5 protein-coding genes and 1 pseudogene are annotated in these 13728 nt (G+C 46.9%); 4 read left to right on the top strand and 2 right to left on the bottom strand.

The genetic code is table 11. The features are described from left to right. The first annotated feature begins 5 nt into the window (after window positions 1-5). From AAE250_RS07850 to AAE250_RS07835, 4 genes are all read left to right on the top strand, one after another. Entirely contained in the window at window positions 6-2018 is a 2013-nt protein-coding gene (locus AAE250_RS07850) for a RagB/SusD family nutrient uptake outer membrane protein (protein WP_294602687.1), read from the top strand. A 256-nt stretch (window positions 2019-2274) separates the two neighbouring features. Continuing rightward, window positions 2275-4725: a glycoside hydrolase family 2 protein gene (locus AAE250_RS07845; RefSeq protein ID WP_294602684.1), complete on the top strand. Its 2451-nt coding sequence runs from the start codon at window positions 2275-2277 to the stop codon at window positions 4723-4725. 77 nt (window positions 4726-4802) lie between these two features. Beyond that, window positions 4803-7082 (top strand): beta-galactosidase, encoded by a 2280-nt coding sequence (locus AAE250_RS07840; protein ID WP_294602702.1) that lies wholly within the window; start codon window positions 4803-4805, stop codon window positions 7080-7082. Window positions 7083-7234: 152 nt separating this feature from the next. After that, window positions 7235-8788, top strand: coding sequence for a Gfo/Idh/MocA family protein (locus AAE250_RS07835; RefSeq protein WP_294602680.1), 1554 nt, complete (start codon window positions 7235-7237; stop codon window positions 8786-8788). 107 nt (window positions 8789-8895) lie between these two features. Here AAE250_RS07835 and AAE250_RS07830 read toward each other — a convergent pair whose 3' ends face one another. Together AAE250_RS07830 and AAE250_RS07825 are read right to left on the bottom strand one after the other, a co-directional pair. Continuing rightward, entirely contained in the window at window positions 8896-9507 is a 612-nt protein-coding gene (locus AAE250_RS07830) for a TetR/AcrR family transcriptional regulator (RefSeq protein WP_294602677.1), read from the bottom strand. A 4-nt stretch (window positions 9508-9511) separates the two neighbouring features. Continuing rightward, window positions 9512-13711 (bottom strand): annotated as a pseudogene (locus AAE250_RS07825) (acyl-CoA dehydratase activase-related protein). Window positions 13712-13728: the final 17 nt, after the last annotated feature.

Below are 13728 nucleotides of genomic sequence, written 5' to 3'. Positions count from 1 at the left end.
CCACTATGAAACTGAATAAACTAATATACTTGTGCGGTGCATTTGCACTTACCACATTACTCGTATCTTGCGAAGACTTTTTAGATAGGGAACCCATTTCAGGTGTCACTCCTGAAGAGTATTATCAGACTGAAGACCAGATACAAGCAGCAGTCAACAAACTTTATGAGATATTGCCCGGACACAGTGGCAGTTACGGGGTCTTTGGCCAAGATGGTGATACTGATAATCAGACCTATACAACTCCCAGCACACGTTTCTCGCAAGACTTATGGAAGGTGAGTATGACAGGCGGTTCTTGGGCATGGGAAAACGTACGCAACATTAACTACACACTTAGTACAGTGCTGGCTAATCAGGAAAAAGGATTGGTGACGGGAAATGAAACAAAAATAAACCATTACATCGGTGAACTTTACTTTTTGCGTGCATTTGCTTATTTCAAAATGCTGCGTGCTTTCGGTGATTTGCCTATTGTCAAAGAACCGCTGCCGGTGGACAAAGAACTTTTAGTGGATGCCAACAAACGTAGTCCACGCAACGAAGTGGCACGCTTCATTTTAGAGGACCTTGATGAGGCTTTGGAAAACATGGCTGACGGACTCTTTGCTTATCGCAACCGCCTTTCGCCTGACGTGGTTACACTGTTCAAGTCGCGTGTGGCATTATTTGAAGCTGCTTGGCTGAAGAGTTTCAAAGGTACAGCATTCGTTCCCAACGGCGAAGGTTGGCCGGGTAAGCAGAAAGAATATAATGCTTCCTATGAATATCCTTCGGGAAGTATTGATAAGGAAATCACGTATTTTTATGATGTTGCTGCCAAGTGCTCTGAAGAAGTGGCTGAGAAGTACAAAAACAGTCTCACTATTAACACTGGTATTGTACCGCAAACAGAAAGCGATGTTAACCCCTATTTTTATATGTTTGGTGCGGTAGATATGAGTTCTTACCCTGATATTTTGCTGTGGCGTCAATATGGTTTGGATCTTAAACTTACACATTATGTGGAGGTGAGTATTCAGCAAAGTAACGGTGATATAGGTGTTACGCGCAATTTTGTGGAAAGTTTCGTAATGGCGGACGGTAAACCGATTTATGCCTTACATGATGACTTTGAATATGATGATACCACCATCAAAGGTGTACGTACTAATGCCGACCCCCGCCTGCACATCTTCTTGAAAGATCCGAAACAAAAGAATGCGTTTAAGAATATGGACGGTTCTGAGACACATGTAGTAGAAATAGAACCTTATCCGAACATTTTGACGTCTTCCAAAACTTATCCCACAGGGTATGCTTTGCGTAAAGGGGGAACATTCGACCGCAAGTTGTGTGAGAATGGTCTGAGTTATAACGGTTGTATAGTATTCCGTGCTACAGAGGCACTGCTCAACTATATGGAGGCACAATATGAACTCACGGGCGATCTTCATTCCGGTCATATTCTGGAATATTGGAGAGCTGTACGTAAGGCTGCCGGTTTCCAGGGGAATGCTATTGACCCGCAAGTGACTATCAATGCCACTGTCATGTTTAATGAAAAAGGTGATTGGGGAAGCTATACCGGCGGTGTGCAACTGACTGATCCCGTGCTCTATAATATTCGTCGCGAACGCCGCTGCGAGTTTATCGGTGAAGACATGCGCCATATGGACTTGGCTCGTTGGCGTTCTTACGATCAGTTGATGAGTGAGCCTGTGCATATTGAAGGTATTCATTTCTGGAGCACTCCGATGCAGGAATGGTATGATGCCAACGACTTGAGATATGACGGTACTGCCGATGCTACCATTTCGAGTCCTGAACGTAGTGTATATATCCGTCCGCATGAAAAGAATCTTACTTCAGGTAATCCCTACAGGGATGGCTTAACCTGGCACATGGCGCACTACTTGGAACCGCTCCCCATTCGTCAGTTCCTTCTTACGGCCAATGACCATGCGTCGATAGAGTTGTCGCCTCTTTATCAGAATCCTTATTGGCCTGCACAAGCTGACATGCCGGCTGAGAAATAATATTCCACCATGCTTTTCCCCGGGCATTTGTCCGTCAAGACATTTCCCGGGGATAATTCTCTTGAAAGAAAGAGACTAATCTTTAAATGCCGCACCTTCTTGTTTGTTCGGTACCGAGGAAGGCTATGTTCCTCGGTGCCGGAGGGGGTGTTCCTCGGTGCCGAAGAAAGGCCTCATTCAGAAGGTACTCTGGCAAGGAATGAACCATGTAACAATAGGTATGCTTAATATTAATAATTTGAAACAAAAAAACGACATGAATTTGAAAATAACCACGGCCTTGTGCCTGCTTTTGCTGTACCTCCCCGTTGGAGCACAGAAGAAGAATATAAATGCCGCCTGGGAGTTCCAACGACTGGACAAAATACAGTGGCAAGCCGACATCAAGAACCAAGGCTCTGACTGGAACTCGCAATATAATGTGGAACACGTCAGTCAGTCGGACAAAGGGTTGGCTGTGCCGTCTGATACATTGAAATATGAATTTGCGTTGCTTGCCGATGGGCAGTGGGAGCGTGTCAGCCTGCCCCATACTCCTTTTGTCGAACCGCTTGTCGTGTTGCATCAGTGGCAAGGCGTGTGCTATTATCGCAAGCAACTCCGTATCGATAAGCAGGATATCGACAAGCAGCTTTGGTTGGAATTTGAGGGAGCTATGCATCTGGCTGACGTGTGGGTGAATGGGCAACACTTGGTGCAACATTCCGGTGGTTATACCCCGTTTGTGATAGATGTCACCGGTCTGCTTTGTGCCGACCGTGCCAATGAGGTACTGGTACGCCTCGATAACCGTAACAATCCGCTTATCCCTCCCGGCAAACCTTTGGAGACGCTCGATTTCTGCTATTACGGAGGATTGTACCGGGATGTGAATCTCATTGTGAACGGGCCTGTATATATCACCCATCCTATCATGGCGGATGACGTGGCAGGCGGAGGTATCTTCGTCACCTACCCTAAAGTGTCGGAACAAGAAGCTGAGGTGGATGTAAAAACGCAAGTAGCCAACAAGACCACCGCCCCCATGCGTCTTGCCATACGCCAGACACTTTACGAATGGAGCAAGGAGAAAGGGTGCGGTAAGAAAGTGGCTTCTACAGAAGAAACGGTCAGTGTGTCAGCCGGTGCAACCTTGTATAACACGCAGCAACTTACGGTAAATGCCCCCCGACTGTGGTATCCTGATTCCCCAACCCTTTATGTGCTTCGCACGGAGGTGCTGGACGGCAAAAAGCGGCTGGACAGCGAAGATACTCGTATTGGAATACGCCGCATCGAAATGACACGCGAGAAAGGATTCGTCATCAACGGTAAGCCGCTGAAACTGGAAGGCAGCAATCGCCATCAAGAATATCCATACGTAGGCAATGCTATTTCCGACCAGGCACAATACCGGGATATGTACCAGATTCGTAGCAACGGTTTCAATGTCGTGCGCCTGGGGCATTATCCGCAAGACCCGTCTGTGCTCGATGCTTGCGATGAACTGGGCTTGCTGGCTATCGAGCCGATTCCTGGCTGGCAATTCTTCAATAAGACGCAGAGTTTCATAGACCATACCTATAAGGATGTCCGCGACTTGGTGCGCCGCGACCGCAACCATCCCTCCATTATTATGTGGGAAACCACGTTGAATGAGTCACGACCGCCTAAGGAATGGAAGGACCAGGCTATCCGCACCGCTCATGAAGAGTATCCCGGCGACCAGTGCTATACGTCGGGAGATACCTATGGTTACGATGGTTTTGATGTCTGTTATAATGACTGGGAAGAAGGCTTCAACCGCCCCAATAAGACTGCTAAACCCGGCTTTATCCGTGAGTATTACGATTATGAATTCGGTGGTCACTATAGCACCACCCGTGTGACTCGTGGAGATGGTGACCATGCTTTGATACAAAATGCATGGAATGCCCAATGGAGTCACAACCGCTATCGTGCCTATTACCCGTGGACCATGGGCGGAGCTGTATGGAGCATGCACGACTACAACCGAGGATGCTGTGACAATATTTGCTACAGTGGCTTGGCAGATGTGTTCCGTCTGCCCAAGTTCGGTTTGTTTTATTTCCGTACTCAAGTATCGGCTGGTAGCTATACACCGGCTGGACCTATGTCGTACGAAGTATTTGTCAATAGTCATTGGATGAAGGGGGCTTCGGACACCTTGCAGGTATATGGCAATGTAGATGAAGTGGAATTGTGGCTGAACGGACGCATGGTGGCACGCCAACGTCCCGACTGCGGACCGACTACCGAAGCCTATGTGTCCCGTCCGGATGGCGGCAATGCCACGAACATCGATTGCCCTCCCTTTACCTTCTTTAATCTGAAGTGGGAACAAGGCGAACTGAAAGCTGTAGGCTACAAGGACGGCAAGGCAGTAGCTGAACACGTGGTGCGCACCCCGGGCGATGTCGATGCCATGGACATTACCTATTTTGAAAGTGGTGTACCTGCTTCGCGCCGTGACTTGCTCATTGTCTATGTCAACCTGAAAGATAGGCAAGGCACCGATTGCTTCGGAGAAAACAAGCGTGAAGTAGCGCTTGAAGTGCTGCAAGGTGGCGAACTGCATGGTCCGGCCAAGGTAAAAGTGGAAGCAGGTGTAGCCTCGTTCCTGGTAGAAACCACCGATTCTCTGACGCTTGTGCTGAGAGCCGTATCGGGGAACCTGGAGACCACCCGTAAACTGAAATTGAAATAAATCATTAAAACTATCACATTATGAAATTATTGAAGTCCTGCATCTTTGGGCTGGCGGTTCTCTCTGTTGCCATGCTCATGGGGTGCTTCACATCCAGTAAACCGCAGAACTTTGAAATAGGAAACAAGACATTCCTGCTCGATGGGAAGCCTTTCCTTATCAAAGCTGCCGAAATGCACTATACCCGTATTCCGGCGGAGTATTGGGAACATCGCATCAGGATGTGCAAATCGCTGGGCATGAATACAATCTGCCTTTATGTGTTCTGGAATATTCATGAGCAGCGTCCCGGTGAGTTCGATTTCGAAGGACAAAACGACATCGCCGCCTTCTGCCGGTTGGCGCAGAAGCATGGCATGTACATCATGCTGCGTCCCGGTCCGTATGTCTGTGCCGAGTGGGAGATGGGTGGATTGCCCTGGTGGCTGCTGAAGAAGAAAGACATTCGGCTACGCACCAATAATGCCTATTTCCTGGAGCGGACTAAACTGTTCATGAACGAAATCGGGAAGCAACTGGCGGACATGCAGGTGAGCCGCGGAGGAAACATCATCATGGTGCAAGTAGAGAATGAATACGGCGGCTATGCTGTGGACAAGGAATACATCACGAACATTCGTGACTTGGTGAAAGAGGCAGGATTCACGGACGTTCCTCTATTCCAGTGCGACTGGAGTTCCACCTTTCAGTTGAACGGGTTGAACGACTTGCTTTGGACCATCAACTTCGGTACTGGAGCCAATATTGACGCACAATTTAAAGCCTTGCGTGAAGCGCGTCCGGAAACTCCCTTGATGTGCAGCGAGTTTTGGAGTGGATGGTTCGACCATTGGGGACGGAAACATGAAACGCGTGATGCCGAAACAATGGTGTCCGGTATTCGAGACATGCTAGACCGCAACATCTCCTTCTCTCTATATATGACTCACGGAGGTACTACTTTCGGTCATTGGGGAGGCGCCAACTGCCCTCCATATTCTGCCATGTGCAGCTCTTATGACTATGATGCACCAATAAGTGAAGCCGGTTGGGCTACTCCAAAGTATTACAAACTTCGTGAACTGCTGATGCAATATGCCGATTCCGGGCAGGTGATACCCGATGTTCCGCAAGCTAATCCACTGATTGAGATATCTGCTATCCGTTTTGAAGAGACAGCTCCCTTGTTTAAGAATCTGCCGAAAGCCCAAAAAACGGAAACGGTGAAACCTATGGAGGATTTCGAACAGGGCTGGGGAACTATCTTATATCGTACCACATTGCCCGAGGTAAAGGAAGGAACGGTTCTGCTGATAGATGAAGTGCACGATTGGGCGCAGGTGTATATAGACGGGCAATTGCTGGGATACCTGGACCGTCGTCGGGGTGAAAGCAGTTTGATGCTGCCGCAACTGGAAGCGGGCACGCAACTGGATATTCTGGTAGAAGCCATGGGACGTGTCAACTTCGATTATGCCATCCACGACCGAAAAGGTATCACGGAAAAAGTGGAATTGCTGACCGAAAATAGCCGCAAAGAGCTGAAGGGCTGGCAGGTGTACAGTTTCCCGACTGATGCTGCGTTTGCTTCACGGAAAGATTTTCAGAAAGGCGACAGGACAGAAGGACCTGCCTACTATCGTGCGTCGTTCGAACTGGAAGAAACCGGTGATGTATTTCTGGATATGAAAACTTGGGGAAAAGGTATGGTATGGGTTAATGGAAAAGCGATTGGGCGTTTTTGGAAGATCGGTCCTCAGCAGACACTGTACATGCCGGGATGCTGGTTGAAGAAAGGCAAGAATGAAATTGTGGTTCTTGACCTTTTAGGACCGGACAGCGCAGTTATTGTTGGTTTGAAGCAGCCTATATTGGATATGCTTCGTTTGGAAGAGCCGCTCACTCACCGTAATGAAGGGGAAGTCTTGAATTTGAATGGTGAGGTACCGGTTACTGTGGGAGAAATGGGAGTGCCCAACGGCTGGCAGGAAGTAAAGTTCAATCGTCCGGTAAGCGGTCGTTATTTCTGTCTGGAGGCGTTGGATGCACAAGATGGGAAAGATAATGCCTCTATTGCAGAACTTTATCTGTTGGGCAGTGATGGAAGAACACTCTCTCGCCAGAACTGGCAGGTGGTTTATGCTGATAGCGAGAGTACGGACTGGGGGAATTTTACTGCTGATAAAGTCTACGATTTGCAGGAATCTACCTACTGGAGTACGGCTTACGGAGTTGCTTATCCGCATTCTTTGGTAATCGACTTAAAAGAGGAATGTACTATTAGTGGGTTCCGTTATCTGCCGCGGGCAGAAGAAAATGCTCCGGGAGCAATCAAAACGTATAAGATTTATATAAAAGATAAACCATTTATAAAATAAGAACAACACAATTCATCTACCTTAAAAAATATAATCTAAAAATCTATTTAATTCTCACTTAATGTTATCTATTGATCTTTGGAAAAACGGTGTTTTACGAGCTAAAGCAGCTCGTAAAACTTTAATACTTTAATAATATATATTGTAACAATATGAAAAAGATAAAAAGTTTTTTAGTGAGTATATGTGCAGCAGGATTGTTGTATTCATGCTCTACGCAATCAGTGACCAGTGTGCAAACTAATGATAAAGGTACACAGTGGCAATGGAACAAAGGGACTATAGTAGTAGAGACTCCCGAGCGTCCGGCAGGCCAGCAGAGTGTTATCGGGCTGACGCTTCCTAAGATGGAAGTCGTTCGTGTAGGTTTTGTAGGCTTGGGTATGCGTGGTCCCGGTGCGGTAGAACGCTTTACTTATATTCCCGGGACACAAGTAGTGGCTCTTTGTGATTATGAGCAGGAGCGTGCTGAGAGATGCCAAAAATTCTTAGAGAATGCTTCTCTACCTAAGGCTGCCGTTTATTCGGGTGCTACCGGTTATGAGGAACTCTGCAAACGTGATGATATAGATCTGGTTTATATCGCTGCCGACTGGTTGCACCACTTTCCCGTAGCCAAATGTGCCTTGGAGAATGGCAAGAATGTAGCTATTGAAGTACCTTCTGCCATGAATCTGGAAGAGTGCTGGGCGTTAATTAACTTGAGTGAGACTACCCGCAGGCACTGCATGATTCTGGAAAACTGCTGTTATGACTGGTTTGAAATGAATACGCTGAATATGGCACAGCAAGGTGTCTTTGGTGAAGTGATTCGTGCGCAAGGTGCATATATACATAATCTGGATAGTTTCTGGGATTATTATTGGAAAAACGGTGAAAACGATAAATTAGGATGGCGTCTGGACTACAATATGAAGCATCGTGGTGATGTATATGCCACTCACGGCCTTGGCCCCGTAGCGCAAGCTCTTGATATCCATCGCGGCGACCGCATGACGACTTTGGTTGCCATGGACACGAAGTCTGTTGTCGGCAAAGAGCTGGTAGAGCAAAGAACCGGTCAGGAATGTAAGGACTTCCGTAACGGCGACCATACTACAACGATGATTCGTACAGCCAATGGAAAGGTTATCGAAATCCAGCACGATGTAATGACACCGCAGCCTTACAACCGTTTGTATCAACTTACAGGTACTAAAGGTTTTGCCAACAAATATCCGGTTGAAGGGTATGCACTCGATGCAGAACAACTGAGTGCTTCGGGCGTACAACCTAAGATTGATGATTTGAGTTCACACGGTTTCCTGCCACAATCAGAAATGGAGGCTTTGGTCAGGAAATACCAGCATCCGATTTTGAAGAAATATGGTGAGATGGCTAAGGAAGTCGGTGGCCATGGCGGTATGGACTTCATAATGGACAGCCGTTTGGTATATTGTTTGCAAAATGGTCTTCCTTTGGATATGGATGTCTATGATTTGGCTGAATGGTGCTGTCTTGCAGAACTGGGTGAACTCTCCATGGATAACGGCTGTGCTGCCGTGGAATTCCCCGATTTCACCCGTGGTGAATGGAATGTAGTGGAAGGCTATAAACATGCGTATGCAAGTCCTGAAGATGAAAAAGTAAGTATGGAGAAGGCTCTGTCATTTACTGCCAAACTAAAAGAACAAGGGGCTAAGGAATGGGCTGCTGAAAAGAAATAAGAGTTGCTTCTGGAAAAGATCAAAGGTAAAAAAGTTTTCAAGGGTAAGAAACTGTTCTTCCTCATGTAATTTGAGGAGGAACAGTTTTATAAAGTTGATATTTCGCTTTAGTTACACAACAGATGCTCCATCTGCATAATTATTTGCGATTTCCATCCAGCAAGCATCTCTTCAAAATCTTCGTCTTTGTCAAAGAAAACAGCGGTACTCAGTTTCCTTGTGAGGAAAGGAAATACCAGAAGACCATAGAAGGTAAGGAACACAACATGCAACGGCACTTGCTTCAACTTGCCGGCGTTCATTTCACTTTGCAATCCGTTGGCTATTTCCTGGAAGTAGCCTTCCAGACGTAGTTCACGGGCAGTGCTGACCAGATGAGACATATCGCGCTCAATTTCCCGAACCATGAATATCGGCAGGTAGGGATTACGGAAAAAGGTATTGAAATAAGCGTCGATAATTTTTCCTATCCGTTCGGAGATGGGCTTGTCTTGCAGCATGATGCCTTGGATTTCAGGAGCCAGGGAGAGGATGATGTTTCCGAAAACAGCTTGAAACATCTTGTCCTTGGTCCGAAAATAGTAATGCAGTGCAGGGCGGTTGATGCCTGCTGCTGCGGCTATGTCGCTCATATTGGTTTCTGCGAAACCGTTCTTCATGAACAGCTGCTGTGCCGTTTCAATGATTTTCTTTTCCAGGTTGTTGTCGTTTGTTGCCATGTCTTTATTTTTTTAGGTTGTCGATAAAGAGTAACATGCGGTTGACTATATTTACGTCACTGACTCCACTGTCGAAGTCTAAAGATAGAAAATTGATATCGGGGTAAAGAGTCTTTATCCGTTTTTCAATTCCTTTGGCAACGATATGGTTGGCAATGCAGCCGAAAGGTTGCAGGCTGACTACATTGTTCACACCTTGGTGCGCAAAGGAAGCAACTTCGGCAGGAAGAAGCCATCCCTCTCCGAACTGTGCATAAGGGGTAATCAGGTTTTTGCTTTCTTCCGCTTCGCTGAATATATTGCTGAAGGGAACAAAATAGCGGAATCGCTTGGCTACCGCATTTATTTTATCTATTTGCCTTTGAGCTATTTTATAAAACCACTTCAGGGCAAGGTCTGACATCTGCCGTTTTTCAAGATGTGCTTCGACATTCACCTTGCGATTTACAAAACTCTGCATGAAGAAGTCGGTCAGGATAGGAGGAATGACTTCAATCCCTCTTTCTATAAGCCAATCGGTAATGTTTTTCTGTGCAAAGGGGTTGAACTTCAGGAAAATTTCTCCGACTACTCCTACTTTGGGGGTAGGACGATCCTGGCAGATGGAATTAAACTCATCTGCGGCTGAGTGCAGAAGTGGAATCAGTTGCTTCTTCTCTTTCCGGACGATAGCCTCGAAAGCAAGCTGCAAATATTTGTCGCGCAACCGGGCGGAAGCACCGCTTTCTTTCTCACGAGCTGCTGCTGCATAATAAAATTTGGCAATGCAGTCACTGTATAGTACAGCATGTAGTGTCGGCATAAGGATTTTGGCCCAATTCACTTTGAATCCCGGCTGGTTGTTTTCTATTCCGCTGCCCAGTGATACGGAAATGACCGGTACATCTGTATATCCGGCGTCTACCAATGCTTTTTTTATTAAAGAGATATAGCTGCTGGCACGGCATTGTCCTCCGGTCTGGGTGATGGCAACGGCTGTTTCTGCAGGGTTGTAACGTCCGCTTTTAAATGCTTTTATAATATCGCCTACGATCAGCGTGGCCGGATAGCAGACTTCGTTATTCGAGTACTTTAATCCCCATTCGCATGAGTCATTGCTGCTTATAGGAAGGCTTTCTACCTCGTACCCGGCCAATCGGAAGATAGCAGGAGCTAACGGAGAAATGAAAGGAGTGAAGAAAGGTACCAGTATTTTGCGGTTGCGGTAGGTGTCGTCGTATACCGGTACGGTGGTGAATTTCTGGAAGTCCTGGTTGGCAGCCTGTTCAGTACCGGCCAGTTTCAGACTCTCAATCATAGACCTCACCCGTAGCTTCATGGAACCGATATTGCTTATGTCGTCCAGCTTCAGCAGTGTAAGCGGTTTGTTGTAGCGCATCAGCAAGTCGCGTACTTCGTCTGCCAGAAAAGCATCCGGGCCGCAACCGAAGGAGGTCATCTCTACAAACTGCATGTCCCGGCCCTGGGTGGCACACCATTTAGCAGCTTTCAGAATGCGGTTGGCATAAGCTCATTGCGTCACGAAGTGAGAATCGGAGACATCTATTTCTTTGTCTCTGACCAGATCGTCGGTAATGACATTCACTCCCAAGTCGGCAATCATGTCTGATATCTTATGCTGTATCAGAGGGTCGCTGTGGTAAGGTCGTCCGGCAAGCATGATGGTCAATGCTTCATGATCGCTCGTTTCAGACAATACTTTCTCGTTGCATGAAATCATTTCCTGTTCGAAAGCCGCCTGCTCCTGTTCGGCTTTGCTGAAAGCTGTATGAATGGTGCTGTCATCAATACCCAGGCTGCCGAGCAGTTCTTGGCATTGCTTGAGCAGCAGTTTGCGGTCTTTGAAGGTGATGGCAGGGGAATCGACGGGGATGTTGCTGTAAGTTACGCTTTTTATCACTTCCGAGTAGCCCGAGACGATGGGACAGTTGTAGCTGTTTGCTTCTTTCCCTTTTTTCTCAAACACGACGAAAGGCATGAAAATGCGGTTTACTTTCTTTTGTATCAGGTTGCTGATGTGGCTATGTACCAATTTGGCCGGAAAGCAGATGTTATCGGACATTACCATGCGCGCATTGCGTTCGTAACTTAGGAAGTTGGACGCATCGGACAGATAGACTTGTATGCCGCAGGATGTAAAAAGAGTGTGCCAGAAAGGGTATTCTTCGTACATGTTCAGGCATCTGGGGATGCCGATGCTCATTCGGGGAGAGTCGATTTCGGCATGGCGGTCGAAGAGGAGCCTGTTCTTATACTCATAGATATTCTTGCCTTTGCAGGCGCTGCTTTCTCCGTTCGTAAATACCTTTTCGCATCTGTTGCCCGAATAGTATTTCTTTCCGTTCCCAAATTTGTAGCATGTCACGAGGCATTGGTTGTCGCATCCTTTGCAGCGGAGAAAGCGGGAAGTATACTTTGCCTTGTCAAGCATTTCGTCCAGACGGACTGCTGTTCCCTGATGCTTCATGGCATACAGTGCACATCCGAAAGCTCCCATCAGCTCCGGTACATTGCATCTGGATACTTTGGTTTCGGTCAGTATCTCCAAAGCCCGTACCAGGGCATCATTGCGCATGGCTCCGCCTTGCACTACGATGTTTTTGCCCAGGACGGATGTGTCTTTCAGTTTCAATACTTTATAGAGACAGTTCTTTACTACCGAATATGCAAGGCCGGCGGCGATGTCGTTGACGGTAGCCCCGTCACGTAGCACTTGCTTCACTTTCGAATTCATGAACACGGTGCACCTTGTCCCCAGATTGCACGGAGCTGTTGAACGGCAAGCGGCTTCGGAAAACTCTTCGGCGGTATACCCCAGTGAGTTTGCAAATGTTTCGATGAATGAACCGCAACCGGATGAACAGGCTTCGTTTATTTCTATCCGGTCTATGATTCCTTTATTTACGAAGATGGCCTTCATATCTTGTCCGCCGATGTCGAGGATAAAAGAAACATCTTTGTCCAGATAGTGCGCAGCCATGTAGTGGGCTATCGTTTCGATGATACCCGAATGGAGTTGGTAGGCGCATTTTATCAGGTCCTCACCGTAGCCGGTGGAACAGCTTCCTTTGATGTTGAGTACTGCACCGTACTTATTGCATGCATCACGCAGTTTTTCTAATCCTTCTTCTACAGTCTTTATAGCGTTGCCACCGTTGGCGTTATAATAGGAATAGAGGATTCGGGAGTCTGTGTCCGTCACCACAATCTTGGTGGTGGTGGAGCCGGAGTCTATTCCAATGAATACATCCTGTTCTCCGGATTTCAGTTCTGCCTGCACAATTTCCTTGCCTGAAATTCGTTTTATCCATTCGGTATATTCGGTTTCGTTACTGAATAGAGTTTCTACTCCGGTGGATATATGGGTGGTTGCATTCAGACTCGTATCTATATAGTCAATCAGCAGGGGAAGTTTGAAGTGCCTGTCGCTGCCGGTACATGACAGGGCAGTGCCGAAAGCAGGCAGTAGTGTGCCATGAGCCGGTAAGATAACCTCTTTTTCGTTGAGGGACAAATAATCGATAAAAGCCTTACGCAATGCAGGAATAAAGGTCAGCGGACCACCGCAAAACAAAACGGGCGTTTTGATGTCATAGCCATGAGCCAGAGTAACTGTGGTTTGTACTGCTACGGCATGGAATATGGAAGCTGCAATATTCTCCCGGCTTACGTTTTTGGCTATCAGATTCTGAATATCCGTTTTGCAAAAAACGCCGCAGCGTGAAGCTATCGGGTAGACCTGATCAGCATGCATGGCGAGCTCGTTCAGTTTTTCGATGTCCACTCCCAGAATAATTGCCATCTGGTCGATGAAAGCTCCTGTACCTCCTGCGCAGTTACCGTTCATCCGCAGGTCTGTGGCTTCACCGTTTTTGAAGAATACTATTTTGGCATCTTCTCCGCCAATGTCTATCATGGCATTTATGGAAGAATGGCTTTTTTGTATGGCTTTTGTTGCAGCTACTACTTCCTGCACAAATAAGAGAGAGCATTTTTCTGAGATTCCCATTCCGATAGAACCGGTGATACCGACAGATACCTCCTTGTCTCCAATGATGGGGAGCAGTTCCTTTAAAAAGGATAAAACCGTTTCTTTGGCCTTTGCGCTATGTCTTTCATATTTGGAGAATACGATATTGTCATATTCATCAAGTACAACCAGTTTCGCGGTGGTAGAGCCAATATCAAGACCTATTCTGAACATATTCTTTTGAAGTTTAT

The organism is Bacteroides sp. GD17 (assembly GCF_038448625.1).
Lineage (GTDB): Bacteria > Bacteroidota > Bacteroidia > Bacteroidales > Bacteroidaceae > Bacteroides.
Note: the sequence above shows the minus strand (reverse complement) of the source record. Positions and strands in the feature narration are given on the sequence as shown.